Below are 18413 nucleotides of genomic sequence, written 5' to 3'. Positions count from 1 at the left end.
AGCGAAAACGTGTTTGCAAACAATCAGCTCGGATGCATGAGCCTCGGCCTCATGGATGTCTGCAACACCTATGTCGGCACCGCGGCCGTGCCCACGCCTTATGTCAACATCGCCACTTCGTCTGTGGCGGTTCCCAATGCGGTGACCGTACTCCTCGGTGGCGGGTTTGCGCATAATCTTCTGACAACCACAACGGTGACGAGCGGCGACGAAGCGGGCGCCATGCTTGGTGTTGCGTCCGGAACCATCGTTGGTCCCAGCACGCATGTCACCAGCTCCGTGAAAGTGTTCATGGGTGTATCTCCCGCGACACGGCTGACCGACACCACCATTCAGAATTCGACCAATTCCGTCGGAATGACGCTGACGCCGGCACAGGTCACCTGCCTGGTCCTGTCCTAACCGTCCGCACCGGCTGCTGCAGAAGCAGCAATTGTTTGAAAGGAACCCGGCATGACTTCCTCCGAGACAGTTGACGACGCCGACTATGAAGTGAGCAGCACGGACGAGGCGCTGAACGCTACGGTTCTCATTCCGGATGAGAGCTCGTCCTCGTCGGAAGAAACGACGGATACGAAGGACAACAGCAGTTTCCTCCGGATCGGCAAGTATGATGCCAGCGAAGAAGGCGACCGTTCGCCTGATCATATGGATGAGGCCGCAAGGGGCGCCCTGATCCAGACAACGGGCGGACTGTTCTTCCTGATCAACGAGGACGCCTATCACCAGTACAAGTCGAACCTGGACATCTATATCGAAGGCAATCTGGAAGAGGCCATCGACGGCAATTCCAGCACGACAATTTCCGGCACCAACGACGTCAAGACAACGGGTCTCAGCCGTCACTCGGGCGAAAGCTATGTGATCTCGACCGGTAGCTACACGGACGAGGAACCGGGATCGACCAACGATATCCTTCTGAAATCCGACAACAAGATCGAGCTGGAAAGCGACAATGGCGTGAAAATGTCGGTCCGCAGCAGCTACTGGGCCGAGCTCAGCGGCGAAGGTCTCTGGGAAACGCAGCTGAAGGACGCCATCGAGGTCACCACCGGCACGACCCACGAGCGATTTGGCGGCTGGAGCACGGAAGAATTCTATGGCGGCAAATTTGAGTTCCAGATTGCCGGCGCCTTTGCGATTTCGTTTTCGGTGAGCATCGAAATCAGCCTGCTGGTCGGAATTTCGGTGGCCAATATCGAAATCGGTGCGACGGCGATCGAGATCGGCGCGACCGGCATCGCCATCGGTGCGACCAACCTGAAGATCGAGACGACCAATATCGAGGTCGCGGCCACAAATGTGGAAGTGTCCACGCGGGAGGCCGAAGTCAAGAGTGCCAGCGCTGTGCTCAACGCCACCAGCATCAAGATCGCCACCGGTATGAAAATTCTGAGCTGATCAGCGACGGCCCGCGCATCACATGAACCTGACATCCTCCGAAAAATGCCAGGCGGCCGAAAAGCTGATCCAGAAAGGTCGGTTCGAGGACGCCGGTTTCCTGCTGGACCAGGTGCTGGAAAGCCATCCCGGAAACACCAGCGCCCTGATCGCCAAAAGTGCCCTGCAGCTCAAGGCCGGGCATGTTGCCGAGGCGAAACAACTCTTGCAGGTGGCCTATCAAGTGACCCCGGACGATCCGGTGATCCTGACGAACATGGCCAACCTGGCCCTGTTCGAGAACCGTGTGCCCGACGCGTTGGAACATCTGCAGACAGTGGTGGGCCAGTCTCCGGAGCATTTGCCGGCGAAACTGCTGCTGGGACAGATCCACCTGCAGCGCGGCGATCTTGGCGATGCGCGAACCTGGTTGCGCCGTGCCGCCGCGCTCGGTCCCGAGGATCCCGATGTTCTCGTGGCATTGGCGTCGCTGGCGCTGGCGCACCAGAACATCACGGAAGCCGCAGCCCTGCTCGACAAGGCGCTGGAGTGCGCACCGGATCATGAACGCGTGCTGTCGACCCTGGCCCAGGTCCGTGCCCTGACCGGCGATTTTGATGCGGCCACCACGCTGGCCGCAAAGGCCCATCTCGAGGCGCCACAGGATCCGGATGTCGCCGTTACACTGGCGCGGGTCTATCTGGCCTCGGGCGTGCTCGGCGAAGCCCAGAAGCTGATGGAGCGGTTCAGGGTCCGGTTTCCCGATTTTGCGCCGGTTGTCCTGTGCGCCGCGGAGGTGTCGATTGCCAGGGGCAAGGTCACCGAGGCGCTGGCGGACACTGTCAGATGGCTGCGCAACGCACCAAAGGAGAGCGGCCGGGTCGCCGGGTTCCTGAAGGTTCTCAAGAAGGCCGGGGCCTGGCAGCAGCTGCTCGATCTCAGCGACAAGCTCTCGCCAGAGCTTGCCGGCAGCGGTCCGGTCCAGAGCCTGCGCGAAGAGGCGCTCCATGCCCTGGGGCGCTCGCGAGAGGGATGGGCTTCCTGGGCGGCGCGGCGCAAGCTGCCGGAGAAACGCCCGGAGCCGCCGCTGCTTGTCGGTCTGCCCCCGCGCACACCGCTGCTGGACCAGCTTGTGTTGATGCGTTTCGTCAATGCGTGGGCCGCTGAAGGAGCGGTGGAGCTGATCGGGCACACGCCGGTGGCGGATGTCTGGGGCCGGATTGCGGCCGGGGACGCAGTCAGCTGGCGGTCCCGGGCCGACCGGCCGGTTGAGTTGCCCGCCGACCTGGCTGCCCGCACCGTTCTCTACGCTTTGGAAATGGCGGCCTTCGCCCCCTATCTGGCACCTCAGCCGGAACGTCGTGCCCTTTGGGAGGGGGCCCTGCCGCAGGACGGCCGGCCGAGGGTCGGTGTCTTCTGGGATGCCCGGGCGCCGGGCCTGCTGATCGATCACCTGCGCGAGATATTCGACGATGTGCCGGTGCATGCGATCAGCCTCCAGTTCGACGACAGCCGCCATCAGTTGAGAGCCTGGCCCGCTGCCTTCGATGCCGGCAAGGCGCTGGAAAACACGGGAGACCTGGTCAACCTGGTCGATTGCCTCGACCTGGTGGTCGGTCCGGACGGTCTTCCGCTTCATATCGCCGGAGCGCTTGGAAAGAGCGGTGTTGCGCTTCTTCAGGAAAATCACGAGTGGTACTGGGCAGGGCAGCAGGCGCAGAGCGACTGGTATCCGAGCATTGACCGGATCGTGTCACCGGTTGGACCTGACTGGTCGGCCGGCAAGAATGCTCTGCGGGAAATGCTTGCGCAATGGATGCAGGATCCAGGGGCTCGGTAAGCTGTCGAGCAGGCGGTCGGCTGTGGGGTGATCAGAACGGCACCCAATTGCCTGCCTCCAACGGAGCGAGGTGGCATGGATTTGAAAGATGTTTTTTGTGTCTTCGGTCGAAAAATCAGTCGGCGCTCCTGAAATTCTGACAATGAAAAGAAAAAGTGCTTCATGCGCTATGTCTTTCGAATTTTTAATAAATCTATTTTCCTCGTCAAATGGGTGATTTAGCTGTCGCCTTTCCTGGTAAGTGCAGTCCAAAACCGCCCGCCGCTCTTGACCTGTTCGCCTCGAGTGATGAACTCTAGGGCAGGTGCTCGATATTTCATTTCAATCTCCGGCCTTGATGGTGCCGGTCTTGCGGCACCTCGGGAGGTCGTGATGGGATTGCAAGCCAAGGCGGATAGCGGAGCCACAGCACTGGAAACCAGCGATGCCGCGTTCCCAGGCAATCTCCTGACCGAGCAACCGCTCAAGCGCCAGAAAACACCGACGGGCGAAGTGCAGGAGCGAGAAGGCAATGCCTTTGAGCTAAGCGTGTCGGGTGAAAGGCTAAGCGCGCAACGCGCCGTGTCCTGTCTGCTGGAGCCCAGGATCGGAGATCTGGTGGCCCTGCTGGACACGGAAGAGGGCGTGTTCATAACGGATGTCCTGGTTAGGCGGGAGGGGAAAACCGAGCAGTCCCGGATCACTGTCGGGGGAACGCGCGGCGAAGCGCAGGACCTGGTCATTGCAGCGGCAAATCTGAAAATCGAAGCATCGGAAAACATTGAGGCGCACGCCAGAAGCATGTCTTTTCGCTTCGAAAGCATCCTGATGGCAGGACGCCAGCTGGCCCTTGTCGGCACCAAGCTTTTGACGTCCATGCAGGACATCGTCACCAACGCGAAAAAACAGCTTGCCAGTTTCGAGACGACGTCGACGCGGGCCAGGAACAGGGTTGATCGGGTTGACGAGACCGACCAGTTGCGCGCCGGAAGCATTCAGACCCAGGCCGATAGTGTTGCACTGACCCAGGCCGGCACGTCTCTGATTGTCGCAAAAGAGGACATTCGCCTCGACGGCAAACGCATTTCCATGGGCTAGTTCCCCTTTGAATTGAGCCAGCTGCAATTCTTCCGGCATGAGCGCCGGAGCGTGAGGTTTCATCGATGCGTATTATCAAGCCCCTGCGACTTGGTCTGCTGACCAAAACCGTGCCGCATAATGGCGGCGGGCTTTTTGTCGTCTCGACCTTCACGCTTTTTGATCTCCTGGACCCCACGGACATCTTGGCGGAAACGGGGCTTTGGCCGATGGCGGCCAAGGCGTTGCCCAAGGGCGCGATCTTCGACCCGGCTTACCCGAAACCGACTGCCGAGTTCCTGATCGCGGGCCGCGCCATGTCACGAGAACCGGTGCAGGCCATGCAAGTTGGTGTTTCTGTCGGCGACAAGGCGCGCGCGCTGTCGGTGTTCGGCGACCGCACCTGGCAACCGAGCGTCGAGGGACCCGTGTTCTCGCAGCCGGATCCTTTCACGGACATGCCGTTGACCCCGGACCGGGCGTTTGGTGGCGAGGGCTACGCTGCCAATCCCGCCGGACGCGGAGCTGTTGCCGCTGACCTCTATGGCCATGCCGAAGGCATCCCGTTGCCGAATGTCGAACTGGCCGGCTCGGAAATCCATGCGATTTCAGACGTGCCGGAGCCTGCGCTGGTTGGTCCGATCCCGATGGATGACCCCGCCCGGCTGCGGCTGATGGGCACGTATGACAGCAGCTGGGCGCAGACAAAAATGCCCGAATGGCCGGACGATTTCGATCCGCGCTACTACCTGAGTGCTCCTCAGGAGCAACGGTTCGATGGATTTCTGACCGGCACCGAACCCATCCGTGTCATCGGCATGTCCGCCGACGCGCCGGATGTTCAAAGCTGTCTTCCCGGCGTGCGTGCGCGCGCCTTTGTGACTGTAAAAGGGGCGGCGGGGACACTGCATGAAATTCAGATGCGCACTGACACCGTCTGGGTGTTTGGGTCCGAGTTGAAGGGTGTGGTCGTCAATCGCGGCATCGTCGAGATCGCCAGCCGGGACGGCAACGAGATCGACAGCGTCATGGTGGCCTATGAATGGCTCAGGGATGCACCGCGCCCGGCAAGCCATTATCACGAGGTCTACGCACTTCGGACGGATCCGGAGGAAGGCCACAAGTACTTGCTCGCTGACGGACAATTGTCGCCCAAGGAAGCACCTGAAGAGCTCGAGCGGCGGGAGCAGGCCCGTCTGTCGGATGCCCGGGCGCGAATGGCCAAGTGGGACGAGAACCGGAAGTGGCGGCTGGAACGTCATTTTGCCGACAACGGGCTACCGGCGTCGCTGGTTCCGGTGACGGATGATCCGGAGATGAAGCCCTTTATCCTGCCGACAAAGGAAGATGTCGCGCGTGGAGACGTGGATTTCGCCAGATTGATCTCCGATGCCGAGGATCTGCGTGTTGAAGCGGAGCTGAAGGCCAACATGGCCCGTGCCGAGGTTTACGGCTTCAACAGGCAGCTGGAAGTGCCCTCGTCAGGCGCTCCGACGGCCAGCCTGGAGCGCATGGAGCAGCTCGGCGAAGGCAATGGCGGTGGACCGGGCTTTCTGCCTGGCTTCGACGACCTGTTGCCGCATAGCGAACTCGACAGGATCCTGGAGGCATTTGAGCAGGTTGCGCCGGAAGAGCGGCACGACGTCCTCAGCGCCGACCCGCAGGCCGATTTCGAGGCCGCGCGTGACAGGTTTCTGAAAACCGAGCAGTCCGGCCTGTTGGCACCAGCCAAATCCCTGCTCGAAACACTGCCTCCATCAGAGGGACCGCCGGACCTGCCCGAGGAGCAGGTGAACTCGGAAACACCGGTGCTGGATGAGATCCTGGAAAACTATCTTTCCAAGGCCTTTCCCGAACTGGACGTGGAAACGGGCGCTTCACGGGCGGATGGTCTTCGGGCAGCGCTGACACCGGACCGGTCCGCCATGGAAACCATGGAGGACCGCCAGGCAGCCGTGCAGCAGCAACTGCTCGACGCCGAAGCAACTGCGGAAGACGCCCTGGTGACGGCTCGCCGCGAAGCGGCCGAACCGATCGCACCGCTCAAGCCCATCGGGCCGGAGGCCGCGGGGCTGTTTGGCAATTTCATCCGGGCTCACATTTCAGGAGGGGGAGCGCTGGCCGGCCGGGACCTGGCAGGCGCGGATCTGGGTGACCTCGACTTGGCCGGGGCGAACCTTGCCGGCGCATTTCTGGAAGCCTGCAGACTGCAAAACGCCCGCCTTCAGCGCGCACAGGCCGAAGACGCGGTGTTCACCGGCGGTGACCTGACCGGCGCCGACTTGTCTGCGGCCGAACTCGGAAGGGCAAACTTCTCCAAGGTGATTGCCAGGGGCGCCAGCTTCCGCAATGCGCGGTTCTCGGGGTCGACCGTTGTGGCGGCCGACTTCACCGATTGCGACTTTTCCGGCGCGATGCTGGATGGCTGCACCTTCGTGGACTGCCAGTTCGCCAATGTCTCCCTGAGCAGCGCTCATCTGCGCGACTGTGCCTTCCTGAAAAGCGATCTGACCGAACTGAAAGCGGATCGCGTGCAGCTTGAGAAAACCAGCTTCCTCAGCTGTCAGCTGGACCGCTCTGACTGGAGCAAAAGCTCGCTCAAGAAGAGTTCGTTTGCGCGCGTCGGTTTTCGCGAAGCCAATCTTGCCGGTGCGGTTCTGGCCGAATGCGGCTGGTTTGGCCAGACCGACATGGAAGGGGCCAATTTCACGCATGTTCAGGCGGTCAAATGCGGCTTTCAGGAAGCCCGCCTGGCAAAGTCGGCGTTCCACCGGGCTGTCTTCAACGAATGCAATTTCGCGTCGGCAATCCTGTCGGGTGCCGACATGCGGCTGGCCTCTTTCAAGGGCAGCCTGTTTGCCTTTGCAGAGATCTGCGAGGCGGATCTTTTCGGGGCGAATTTGCTGGAAACGAGTTTGCACGGGGCCGACCTCGGCCGAAGCAGTTTCCGCGCCGCCAACTTCTATCTGGCTGACCTTTCCGATGCGAAGGTCGCCTTTGCCGACTTCACAGCCTCCAATCTGGAGCTGAGCAACAAGGAGGCGAAGGTTTGAATTCCATCGACGACCTTGTGGAGTTTCTGCACCACGAAGAACCGATCCTGAACGGGCATCTTGCCGGCGGCAATCTGTCCGGTCTTGACCTGACCGGCGTGACCTTCCTGCAAACGGATCTCTCGGGCGCGGATTTTACCGGTGCGACCCTGAGCCAGACCGTCTTTACCGGCTGCTCGCTGCAGGGCGCGCGCTTTCAGGACATGGATGTCGATCAGGCGATTTTCACCCGATGCGATTTGAGCGACGCAAATCTTGCAGGCTGCCGCCTGGACAAGACGTCCGTGGTGGAAGGGTCACTTGAAGGCGCGAAGCTGACGGGTGCGAGCCTGGTCTCCAGCCATCTGGTCAACACGGATCTCAAAACTGCCGATCTTTGCAGTGTCGCGCTGATCAACAGCGCCCTGATCGAATGCGGCACGCAGGGTCTTGATCTCTCTGACGCCGTCATCGAGGCGAGCGCGCTCGTCGGGATGGACCTCACTGAGGTCGGTTTCCAGCATGTCGTCTGTCACTCTGCCATGTTCATCCGCTGTGACCTGACGGGGATCGACTTCTCCGGGACGCCGGTCATGCAATGCACCTTCCTGGAAAGCGACATGGCCGGCTGCCGGTTCGAACGGGCCGACCTGAGCGGAAGTCTGCTGATCGGCAGCCAGCTGAAAGGCAGCTCCTTTGCCGAAGCCATTGCCGAGACCACACTCTTCTGCAACGCCGACTTGCAGGAAGCCGTCTTTTCCGGAGCGCGGCTCGCGATGGCCAATTTCACCGGCAGCGATCTCAGGATGGCCAACCTGTCGTCCAGCGCATGCGAGAAGGGGCAGTTTGGCGGCGCGGATTGCCGCGGAACCCAATTTACCGGCAGCACCATGACATTGGCGAATTTCTCGCACGCAAACCTGGATGGCGCCGACCTGTCGCAGACGGCTCTCCATCTGGCGGACTTTCACAACGCAAGTGTCGAATCGACCCTGACGGCCGGTGTCCAGGGAACGGTCCGGCAGACCGATCAGCAGCGGCTCATCTGTGAGCTCTATGATCCGCAAACGGTTGAATCCTAGGAGACCATGATGGTTTTTAGTCTCAATCAGAATGGCGCGACGAGCCTCGGCATGCCGGATGTCTGCAACATCACGACACCTGCCGGGCCGGTCCCGACCCCCTTCGTCAACTTCGCGATGTCGAGCCTGGCAGTGCCGAATGTCTTCAACGTGTTTGTGGGAGGCGGGCTCGGACACAATGTCCTGACCACGACCACGATCACCAGCGGTGACGAGGCGGGGGTCGCAATGGGGGTGGCGTCCGGAACGATCATCGGCCCCAGCCGCCACCTGACCAGCTCCGTCAATGTCTTCTTCGGTTTTGCGCCCGTGACGCGCATGCTGGACTCGACCTTGCAGAATTCAACCAATGCACCGGGCACCACGCTGGTCCCGACGCAGTTCACCCATATGGTGTTGTCCTGAGCCGCGCCTGGGCGCGCAAGTCCGGAGGAGACCGGCATGTCTGATTCCCAAACGGTCGATGATCTTGATGTTGTTGTTTCGCAAAGCGATTCCGCCGAAGAGTTGAACGCAACGCTGCTGATCCCGGACAAGGCCAGCGCTTCGGCCGAGACGTCGACCCTAACCAAGGACACAAGCAGTTTTCTGCGCATCGGTGAATATGAGGCGTCGGAGGAAGGCGACCGGTCCCCGGAAAACATGAGTGCCGCGGCCCGCGGTGTGCTGGTCCAGACCACGGGCGGCTTGTTCTTCACGATAGGCGAAGACGCCTACCATCAGTACAAGGGCAATGTTGATGTCGAGATAGAAGGCAATCTGACGGAAGCCATCACCGGTGACAGCTCGACCACGATTTCGGGCAAGAGCGATGTTCACACAACGGGCGTTGCCCGTCACTCGGGCCAAAGCTTCGTCATAGCGACAGGCTCCTACAGCAACACAAACCCGGACGCGACCAATGACATTCGGCTGAAGTCAGACAACAAGGTCAATCTCAACTCCGATACCGGTGTCGAGATGACGGTTGGCAGCTCCTACTACGCCAAGATCAACAGCGAAGGGCAGTGGAAGAAGAACTTCAAGGATGAGGTTGCCGTTACCACCGGCACAACACACAGCCGCTACGGGGGCTGGACAACGTCGGAGTATTACGGCGGTTCCTTCACCTTCCAGATCGCCTTCACGATTTCCCTGTCCTTCTCGATAAGCATTGATATCAGTCTGCTTTTGAGCATTGCGGTTTCGAGTATGTCCGTTGAAGCCAAGGGGCTGAAAATGGAAGCAACCAAACTGGCGGTGTCGTCGACCGGTGTCAGCGTCGACATCACGTCGCTGTCGGTGTCCAGAACCTTGGTCGAGGTGAAGACCGAAGACGCACGTGTTGAAACCACCGCCAGCGCCGTTCTGAACAAGGCGGGGATCAAACTGGCATCCGGCATGAATATCATCAGCCCGTAATCCCATGAGCGTTTGAACCGGACATGAGCCTGACAAGCACCGAGAAATGCGCAGCAGCTGAAGAGCTGATTGCGGGTGGAAAACTCGAGGATGCCGAATTCCTGCTGGAGCAGGTGCTGGACAGCCATCCGCTCAACGTGACCGCCCTGAACGCAAAATGCGGACTGCTGATGCGATCGGGCAAGATGGCTGAGGCCAAACGTCTGCTGCAGATCGCGTCCGATATCGCGCCGGAAGATCCCGTTGTGCTGACCAATCTGGCCAATGTCGCACTCCTGGAAAACAGGATCGGGGATGCGATAGACAGCCTTGAACAAGCCCATGGCGCCCGCCCGGATTACCTTGCTGCAATCCTGCTGCTCGGCCAGGTGCACCAGATGCTTGGCCAGCGCAAGGAGGCCGCAGAGTGGCTCACAAGGGCCTCAGCACTGCAGGCCGAGGATCCGGATGTTCTTGCCGCCGGCGCCGCTTTCGAGCTCGATCAGCAGAACATTGTCGAAGCGCGACGGCTCTACGAAAAAGCCGTCGAGACCCGGCCGGATCATATCCGGTCACTGGCGGGGCTGGCCAGGATCAGGTGTCTTGCCGGGGATTTTGATAAGGCGGTGGAACTTGCCAAGAAGGCTCATCTGCTGGCGCCGCAGGATCCGGAAAGCGCATTGGTGCTGGCGCAGGTGTTTTTCCAGTCCGGTGCCCTTGGGGATGCGGACAAGCTGATCGGTCGCTTCAAGCGACGTTATGCCGATTACGCGCCTATTGTCCTCCTGGGCGCAGAAATCAGGATCGCCCAGGGCGAGGTGCAGCAGGGGCTGGCGGATGTCGCTGCCTGGTTTCGCAAGGCGCCGGGGGATGCTGCCCGGCTGGTTGCGTTTTTGAAGCTGCTCGGGAAGGCCGGCGACTGGCAGCGGATCCTGGACATGTGCGAGAAACTGCCTGCTGAAGTCCGGGCGTCCGACGCTGTTGTCAGCCTTCAGGAGGAGGCACTGTTGGCGCTCGGGCGCACCAAGGAAGGCTGGCAATCCTGGGCTCGGCGGCGGAATCTGTCTGGTGAAAGCCCTTGCCCGCCAGTGCAGGTCACGCTGCCACCGCGCGCACCATTGCTCGACGAAATGGTCCTGATGCGGTTTGTCGATGCTGTTGCCCGGAATGGCCGGCTGGAAGTTTCCGGCGAAACACAGATCCCGGGCATGTGGGAGCGGCTGAGCGCAGCGGCCTCCGTTGATTGGGCAAGGGAGGCAGCACCAGACCCTCAACTGCTGGCGGATCTGGCGGCCAGGGCCACGCTGCATGCACCGGAGAATGGCGGTTTTCGCGCCTATCTCGCGCCCGAACCCGGCAGACGGGCGATGTGGGAGGCTGCCCTTCCTTCCGACGGGCGGCCACGTGTCGGCGTCTTCTGGGATGCGCGGCCACCGGGTCTTCTGATCGATCACCTTCAGGACGCGCTGCAGGACCTGAACATCCATATCATCAGCCTGCAATTCGACGAGAGCCGCCATCAATTGCGGACCTGGCGCGGTGTTCTCGATGCCGGCGTGAAACTGGAGGGGCCCGGGGATCTGGTCAACCTTGTGGACTGTCTGGATCTGGTGGTCGGCCCGGATGGCGTGCCGCTGCATGTCGCCGGCGCGCTCGGACGCCGAGGCATTGCGCTTTTGCAGGAAAATCACGAATGGTACTGGGCCGGCAGCGATCGACAAAGCATCTGGTATCCGGATGTGGAGCGGATCGTATTGCCGATCGGTCCAAGCTGGGCAGGGGCAAAGCCGGCGCTGCGCGAAACGCTTGAGAGGATCGTACCGGCTCTTCACCTGCCGGTTACCACATAAACCATCGGTAGAACTGGCTGGATTGCATCGATCCGCTTATCCGCCCTAGGCTATCGGCGCGGCGGTTTGACCATGTCGATGACAGTTGGCAGGGATCTGACCACCGGACCGCCATTGGCCCAGGTGGGAGGAGATCGTGACGGACCTCGCAGACAGGGTGAAAGCTCTTGAAGGTGTGCTTTCAAGCGTCGATCAGGGCGTTGCCGCCTTCGACGAAAACCTTGTGCTGGTTGCCTGGAACGATCGTTTTCTGGAGCTTCGCGAATACCCCGATCACCTCATCTTTGAAGGCCAGAAATTCGAGACCCTGATGCGCTTCGATGCTGAGCGCGGCGAGTTCGGGGAAGGCGATATCGATGCAATCGTTGAAGAACGTGTCGCCGTTGCGCGCCGGTTCAGGCCTCATGCGCTGGAGCGCCGCCGGCCGGACGGCGCCTATATCGAAATCAAGGGCGGCCCGCTGCCGGGCGGTGGCTTTGTCAGCACCTATTCCGACATTACGGAGCGGGTGAGGGCACGGCAGCAACTGCTGCAGCAGATGGAGGATCTGAAGGAGGCCCGCCAGGAAACCCTGCGCATGATGGCAGAGGCGGAGGCAAACCGGCGCCGCGCGGAGGATCTGCGGGAAAAGGCCGAGAGTGCGACCAGGGCGAAAGACTCCTTTCTGGCGACGATGAGCCATGAGATCCGAACGCCGATGAACGGTGTTGTCGGCATGATCGATCTGCTGACCCAGACCCGGCTCGATCAGGACCAGCGCCAGATGGCAACGACCATCCGCGAGTCGGCCCTGGCCCTGCTCACGATCATCAACGACATTCTCGACTTTTCCAAGATCGAGGCCGGCAAGATGGATCTGGAGGAAATTCCGGTTTCGCTGCAGGAGATCGTGGACGGCGTCGGGGAAACCATGGGCCCCAACGCCTGCGCGAAATCCCTGTCACTGGTGACCTATTGCGATCCGGAGATCCCCCAGCATGTGCTGGGAGATCAGGTCAGGCTCAGGCAGATCCTGTTCAACCTGCTCGGCAATGCCGTCAAGTTCACGGAGGCAGGGCAGGTCACCCTGCGGGCCGATCTGGTGGATATCCGCGACAACCACGCCCGCGTGCTCTACCGGATCGACGATCAGGGCATCGGCATGACAAAGGAGCAGATTGCACGCCTGTTTCAGCCCTTCGAGCAAGCCGATACCACGACCACACGCAGGTTTGGCGGAACCGGTCTGGGCCTGACGATCGTGCGCCGGCTTGTCGACCTGATGGGTGGGCGGATTGCAGTGGACAGTCTTCCGGGGGAAGGCAGCCGGTTTACCGTTCATCTGGACCACGCGCTTGCCGGAGACGTCAGTCCGGAAAACGACACGGTTCTCGGGGATCTCCGTGTACTGGGCGTTTTGCCTGGCGATGCCTTTCAGGGTCAGATCTACAGCCAGTATCTAGAGCCACATGGGGCTCAGGTCGAGATCACGGGCCGTCCTGAGGAGGTGCTGGAAAGGGTATTGTGCGCGGCAACCAGGGGAAAGGCCTTTGATGTCGTGGCCATCGGTCTTGGCGTGACGGAGCCGCAGAAGGCCGAATTGCTCGAAACAATCGGACAGCACAAGGATCTTCGGCGGACGGGATTTCTGGTCGAGCGGCGGTCTTCCGATGTTGCAACGCTTGCCGAGCAGGCGGGCATCACAAATGTCGCGGCAACGCCTTTGACGCGTCGAAACCTTGTAAAGGCGATCTCTGTCGCAGCGGGCAGGGCCGCGCCGATGGAAGCGGAGGTTACCTCGCCGGTATCCTATGCACAGCGCGAAGCGCCCTCTGTCGAGGATGCGGTTGCCAACCATGAACTTGTGCTCGTGGTTGAGGACAACAAGACCAATCAGGACGTGATCCAGCGGCAACTGCGGCTGCTCGGATTCCAGTCGGAAATTGCCGAAGATGGTGAGGCCGGTCTTGCCGCAATCCGGTCCGGAAGACATGCGATTGTGCTTACCGATGTCAACATGCCGAAAATGGACGGACTGGAAATGACGGCCCAGGCGCGCCGGACCGAAGCGGCAAAAGGAGGGCGTCTTCCAATCATCGCCATCACCGCAAATGCCATGCAGGGCGAGGTCAGACGTTGCCTTGATGCGGGCATGGACGATTTCCTCACCAAGCCGCTGGAAATGGAAAAGCTGAAAGGCTTGCTGCACCGATGGCTGCCGCATGTTCTGGCAGAACAGGTGCAGGCACTGTCGGACGAAGCGGCAGGGTCTTCCGGAAGTGGTGCCGACGCAGGGCCAATCGACCGATCCGCGCTTGTCGAAATCTTTGGCGACGATGACGAGACAATTTCCGAGATCCTGTCGGATTTTGTCGCCCCTGCCTGGGCAAGCATCGCCGAGGCCGAGGCCGCGGTTGCTGCCAGGGACAGCGGACAGGTCGCAGCGGCCTGCCACAAGCTGAAATCCTCCTCGCGTGCGGTTGGAGCCAATGCGCTGTCCGACCTGTGTCAGCGCCTGGAGAAGGCAGGATCAGCAAATGACTGGACCGTAATTAACGCAGAGTTTCCTAATCTTCAGTCATTAATGAGCGACGTTGCGGACTATATCGATCAGAATTGAGCGGCAATGGGAACGTCACATGCAAGACATGACAGTGCTGATTGTTGATGACGATACGTTCATTACCAACCTGACGACCCGCATGCTGAAAAAACTCGGCATCGAGCGTGTGCGGTCCGCCAAGGACGGCCATGATGGCTTGAGCGAGATCGGGACGGACAAGCCGGACGTCATTCTGTGCGACCTCAACATGCCCGGCATGGACGGTCTTGAGTTCCTGCGTCACCTGGGCGAGGACAAGATCGGCAGCGGGATCATCCTTGTCAGCGGGGAAGACAAGCGGGTGCTGCAAACCGCAACCCAGCTTGCCAAGGCCCATCACCTGAATGTTCTGGGGTCGCTGCAAAAGCCAATCAAGCCGGTCCCCCTCAAGGTATTGCTCGACAAGTTCGATGAGCAGCAAAGTGCATCCAGGCGGGGGCCCATCACTTTGTTGACCCTGGAGGCTGTCCAGGAAGGGCTTCACAATGGACGGATCGACGTCTTTTTCCAGCCCAAGGTCTCGGTACCGGACCGTCGCCTGGTCGGGGTCGAGGCGCTGGTGCGCTGGCGTTCCGAAGACGGTCGTTTGATACCGCCCATCGCCTTTCTGCCCGTAGTGGAGGAAAACGGCCTGATCGACGATCTGACAGCCCAGGTGTTCCAGATTGCGGTGGGCGCGGCGGCAGACTGGGTGCAAAGCGGATTGAACATCAAGGTTGCCGTCAATTTTTCCGTCGATTCCCTGACCCGGTTCGACCTGGTCGATTTTCTGGTCGGCACAGCCCGCGACAAGGGCATCGACCCGGACAAGCTGATCCTTGAGGTGACCGAGAGCCGGATCATGGAAGAGGTGACCACCCCCTGGAAATCCTGACCCGGCTGCGCATCAAAGGGGCCGGTCTTGCCATCGACGATTTCGGTACCGGTGCGTCGTCCATGCAGCAGCTGAAGCGCATTCCCTTTACCGAGCTGAAAATCGACAGGGCCTTCGTGGCAGGAGCACCGACGGACGAAGAAGCCCGCGCCATGCTGGAATCAAGCATAGCGCTGGCAAAGAAGCTCGACCTGACGATTGTGGCCGAGGGGGTCGAAACCCAGGAGGAGTGGGACCTGATCGAACGTCTCGGGGTCGAGATCGTGCAGGGCTATTTCATTGCCAAGCCAATGCCCGCGGATGACCTATTGGCGTGGGCGCGTGCGAACGGCGACCTCAGTCCCTAGCATCGGCAGGTGTCCCGGAGGGTTCCGGGTCGGTCGGAAAGCGCAATTCAACGGTGGTGCCCTTGCCGGGGCTGGACAGAATTGTCGCCCGGCCACCGCTTTGACGCACAAAGCCGTAGACGACGGCGAGGCCAAGGCCCGCCCCGCCTTCGTCCGAGCGCGTGGTGAAATAGGGTTCGAACGCCTTGTCCGCTTCCTCCGGATTCATGCCGATCCCGGTATCGGTCACGGAGACAACAACGCTTTCGTCCTGTGACCAGGCCTTTACGACAACGGAACCACCGTCCGGCATGGCGGCTGCCGAGTTGAGGCAGAGGTTCAAGACAGCCTGTTCGAACAACTCCGGGTCCAGGACGAGCGGCGGCAGGTGGTCGTCCAGATCCAGTTCCAGCCGGCAGGCTTCACCGATCGCGATTTCGAGAATATCGGCCATGCCGCGCAAGAGGGTGGAGATATCCGTCCGGCTTAAATTGGTGGGCTGCTGCCGGCCGATGGTAAGCATGCTGCTGGCCAGCGAACGGCCTCGGTCGGCCGCTTTGCGAATGCGGGCTATGTTGCGCTGCTGCCGGTCGCTGAAGCCGCCCTCGCGTTCAAGCAGGCCCAGGCTTCCCGTAATGATGCCGATGGTGTTGCCGACTTCATGGCTGAGCTGGTGGGTGAGCCGCATGATGCCATCGAGGCGCATGGCCTTGGCCGCTTCGGCTTCCTGGCGGTCCAGCAGGGTGACATCGCGGGCAAGCAGGACAACGCCGTCATCGCTCTGGCGTGACAGGGAGATTTCGGTGACGGTGCCATCGGTGGAGCGATGACGCACGGAAACGGGCTTTGTCAGCAAACCGGCCTTGGCACCGTCCGGCAGTGTTTCGCTCCGGATTTCGGGGATGGGCGCGAGGAACTGGACCAGCGGCAGCTTGCGCGCAGACCCCTTGTGACCGATCAGTTCGATCACGCGCCGGTTCATGGTTACGGGCCGGCCGGCGGCATCGAAAATGGCAATGCCCTCATTCATGCTTCTGAAGGTGGAGCGGATGGTGCGCGCCGCAGCTTCTGCTGTCCGCCGGAGACGGGTGACCCTGTCGACGCTCTCCTTGAACGCCTGGAAGGCCCGTTGCAGATCCAGCAGCTCGGTCTCATCGCCTTGATAGACGGGCGGGCCGACATCCTTTTGTCCCTTGGTGAGCGCGTTCATGCCGCTGGACAGGGACACAATGCCTCTGGAGACCCGGATCGCTGAACGGATGGACAGAACCGCGATGGTCAGCACCAGAATGGAGGCTGCCGCAACGATGAACAGCAGCCGTTGCAGGGTTTCCGACGTCGATTGAAAATCGGCATTCAGCGTCTGGGTGACGATGTCGGATTGTGTCTCGGTCGCAAAGGACAGTTCGCGTGCGATGGTGTGAAGCTGCGCGACAGCGGTGCGCACACCGAACATCTCCATGAGATACCGGGTCTGGGCGGCAAACACGCGTTCATAGGGCTTGAGGGCGTCTTCCGGCAGCGGCAGCGTGACGGTCTCGGCGACATACCGGCGGCGCAATTCGCCGAGCTGGAACAGGCTGCCGGCGCTTGAGACGGAATGCACAATGGCATTGAGGCGCTGACTGAGCTGTTTCTGAGCGCTGGTTTCGCCGACGGCGATGACGCCAAGCGCCGACGAGACCTCTTCCTTGTGGTCTTGTGCGGTTTCGGCGCGCGCGGCGAGCGCCAGCGTCTGCGTGCGGATCTGCTGAAGAAGCCCGGCAACCTGGGCATTGGCCAGTCTGTAGGTCTCCTTGTCCGATGGATAGTCCGGCAGGGAGGCGAGCAGCGCATCTACCTGCTCAACAAGCGCCCGGCTCTTGGAGGAGACTGCGTAAGGCGAAGTCGCGTTCATGAGGAACGGGGCGCTGGAGACCAGGTCCGACACCTGGCGCGACACCAGGGCGGCATCTGCCAGGCTGGAATAGGCCTGCAGGCCGTAGGCAGCCGTTTCCTCCCGAGCCTTCAACAGCCCGTAGATCGCGATCGCCGACAGCGCAAAGGCAACGACACAGATCAGCACGATGGCCGCCGGCAGGCGGAAAGCTATGGAGGAAAGACGCGAACGGCTGATCATCCGGTCAGGCGGGCCGGATCCTGATGCAGGATGTAGCCTTTCCCCCGGCGGGTCTTGATATGCTGTGGCAGGTCCGGATTGCGCTCGATCTTGCGGCGCAAACGCAGGACCAGCACATCAACATTGCGATCGATGAGCCGGTCGGTCTCCGCCCCCAACTGTTCAAGGATGGTGGTCCGGCTTACGGGCTCGTTTGGGGTGGCTGCCAGGATCTCCAGCAGAGAGAACTCCGAAGACGTCAAAGTTCTGGACGGATGCGAGGTGCAGACCGCCTTGCGGTTGACCAGGTCGATGACCCAGTCTCCGAGCCGCAGGGCCGTTGGCTCGTGACAGACCGTCAGCGGGTCCCGTTCACCCTTCATCGCCGGATGCAGGCGGCGCAGCACGGCCTTGATCCGGGCGGTCAGCTCGATGGGTTCGAACGGCTTGACGACATAATCGTCCGCAGCGGTTTCAAGACCGAGTACACGCTCGGCAGCACTTCCTGCCGCCGTCACCATGACGATGCCGATATCGGTCCGGGAGCGCAGCCTTTGTGCAAACACCCTGCCGGACATGCCGGGCAGGTTGTGATCGACCAGTACAAGGTGGAAATCCTGTTCGGTGAGACGTCCCGCAGCTTCCTCCGCAGAGCACACGGTCACCGGTCGCCAGCCTTCTGCTTCGACCAGATCCGCTATCAGTTCCGCCATATCCGGATCGTCCTCCACGATCAGGATACTGATGCCTTCATTCAACAAACTTGTGTCCTCCCGGAAGACATCATATGCATGGTGTTGAAATATGCAAAGCCTATGTTTTTCAAGTGTTTGTCACAATTGTAAGGCTTGTAATATTTGTAATTTATTTTCTTTTCCGGCGAAACAACGGTAACCAAACTCCTGTTGCGAAGA

Annotated in this window: 12 protein-coding genes and 1 pseudogene; 11 read left to right on the top strand and 2 right to left on the bottom strand. The window is 60.8% G+C overall.

The window, feature by feature from the left end; all coding sequences use genetic code 11:
* Window positions 1-9 precede the first annotated feature (9 nt).
* The 11 genes and pseudogenes from CHH27_RS13830 to CHH27_RS28350 all read left to right on the top strand — a co-directional run bounded on the left by CHH27_RS13830 (window position 10) and on the right by CHH27_RS28350 (window position 15422).
* Complete coding sequence (locus tag CHH27_RS13830) at window positions 10-402, top strand: DUF4150 domain-containing protein (RefSeq protein WP_094072112.1); 393 nt, start codon at window positions 10-12, stop codon at window positions 400-402.
* A 51-nt stretch (window positions 403-453) separates the two neighbouring features.
* Window positions 454-1401, top strand: coding sequence for a hypothetical protein (locus CHH27_RS13825; RefSeq protein ID WP_094072111.1), 948 nt, complete (start codon window positions 454-456; stop codon window positions 1399-1401).
* Between the two features lie 22 nt (window positions 1402-1423).
* Entirely contained in the window at window positions 1424-3220 is a 1797-nt protein-coding gene (locus tag CHH27_RS13820; RefSeq protein ID WP_094072110.1) for a tetratricopeptide repeat protein, read from the top strand.
* 372 nt (window positions 3221-3592) lie between these two features.
* Window positions 3593-4297 carry a DUF3540 domain-containing protein gene (locus tag CHH27_RS13815; RefSeq protein WP_157738928.1) on the top strand — a complete coding sequence of 235 codons (705 nt, stop codon included), beginning with the start codon at window positions 3593-3595 and terminating at the stop codon, window positions 4295-4297.
* Between the two features lie 65 nt (window positions 4298-4362).
* Window positions 4363-7329 (top strand): pentapeptide repeat-containing protein, encoded by a 2967-nt coding sequence (locus CHH27_RS13810; protein ID WP_094072108.1) that lies wholly within the window; start codon window positions 4363-4365, stop codon window positions 7327-7329.
* A complete protein-coding gene (locus tag CHH27_RS13805) occupies window positions 7326-8390 on the top strand; it encodes a pentapeptide repeat-containing protein (RefSeq protein ID WP_094072107.1) in 1065 nt (354 codons plus the stop codon). Before CHH27_RS13810 ends, CHH27_RS13805 begins: the two co-directional genes overlap by 4 nt.
* A 6-nt stretch (window positions 8391-8396) precedes the next feature.
* The gene (locus CHH27_RS13800) at window positions 8397-8795 is read left to right on the top strand and encodes a DUF4150 domain-containing protein (RefSeq protein WP_198338423.1); all 399 of its coding nucleotides are present in this window, start codon (window positions 8397-8399) and stop codon (window positions 8793-8795) included.
* A 36-nt stretch (window positions 8796-8831) separates the two neighbouring features.
* Window positions 8832-9791, top strand: coding sequence for a hypothetical protein (locus CHH27_RS13795; protein ID WP_094072106.1), 960 nt, complete (start codon window positions 8832-8834; stop codon window positions 9789-9791).
* 23 nt (window positions 9792-9814) lie between these two features.
* Window positions 9815-11620 (top strand): tetratricopeptide repeat protein, encoded by a 1806-nt coding sequence (locus tag CHH27_RS13790; protein WP_094072105.1) that lies wholly within the window; start codon window positions 9815-9817, stop codon window positions 11618-11620.
* Window positions 11621-11756: 136 nt separating this feature from the next.
* Window positions 11757-14219, top strand: a complete 2463-nt coding sequence (locus tag CHH27_RS13785) for a PAS-domain containing protein (protein WP_094072104.1) — start codon at window positions 11757-11759, stop codon at window positions 14217-14219.
* 19 nt (window positions 14220-14238) lie between these two features.
* Window positions 14239-15422: pseudogene (locus CHH27_RS28350) on the top strand (EAL domain-containing protein).
* On the opposite strand, the gene CHH27_RS13770 reads toward CHH27_RS28350, so the two are convergent.
* Window positions 15412-17520, bottom strand: coding sequence for a PAS domain-containing sensor histidine kinase (locus CHH27_RS13770; RefSeq protein ID WP_094072101.1), 2109 nt, complete (start codon window positions 17518-17520; stop codon window positions 15412-15414). The pseudogene CHH27_RS28350 and the gene CHH27_RS13770 overlap by 11 nt on opposite strands.
* Window positions 17517-18260: a response regulator transcription factor gene (locus tag CHH27_RS13765; protein WP_094072100.1), complete on the bottom strand. Its 744-nt coding sequence runs from the start codon at window positions 18258-18260 to the stop codon at window positions 17517-17519. The genes CHH27_RS13770 and CHH27_RS13765 overlap by 4 nt, the downstream gene beginning before the upstream one ends.
* Window positions 18261-18413: the final 153 nt, after the last annotated feature.

It is taken from the genome of Labrenzia sp. VG12 (assembly GCF_002237595.1).
GTDB lineage: Bacteria > Pseudomonadota > Alphaproteobacteria > Rhizobiales > Stappiaceae > Roseibium.
The sequence above is the reverse complement of the archived record's forward strand: the minus strand, read 5'-3'. Positions and strand labels throughout refer to the sequence as shown.

What these genes read in the sequence shown, in the direction of transcription:
- CHH27_RS13800 (WP_198338423.1), top strand. Translation starts at nt 8,397, where the DNA reads ATGATGGTTTTTAGTCTCAATCAGAATGGCGCGACGAGCCTCGGCATG.
- CHH27_RS13825 (WP_094072111.1), top strand. Translation starts at nt 454, where the DNA reads ATGACTTCCTCCGAGACAGTTGACGACGCCGACTATGAAGTGAGCAGC.
- CHH27_RS13810 (WP_094072108.1), top strand. Translation starts at nt 4,363, where the DNA reads ATGCGTATTATCAAGCCCCTGCGACTTGGTCTGCTGACCAAAACCGTG.
- CHH27_RS13790 (WP_094072105.1), top strand. Translation starts at nt 9,815, where the DNA reads ATGAGCCTGACAAGCACCGAGAAATGCGCAGCAGCTGAAGAGCTGATT.
- CHH27_RS13815 (WP_157738928.1), top strand. Translation starts at nt 3,593, where the DNA reads ATGGGATTGCAAGCCAAGGCGGATAGCGGAGCCACAGCACTGGAAACC.
- CHH27_RS13820 (WP_094072110.1), top strand. Translation starts at nt 1,424, where the DNA reads ATGAACCTGACATCCTCCGAAAAATGCCAGGCGGCCGAAAAGCTGATC.
- CHH27_RS13795 (WP_094072106.1), top strand. Translation starts at nt 8,832, where the DNA reads ATGTCTGATTCCCAAACGGTCGATGATCTTGATGTTGTTGTTTCGCAA.
- CHH27_RS13770 (WP_094072101.1), bottom strand. Translation starts at nt 17,520, where the DNA reads ATGATCAGCCGTTCGCGTCTTTCCTCCATAGCTTTCCGCCTGCCGGCG.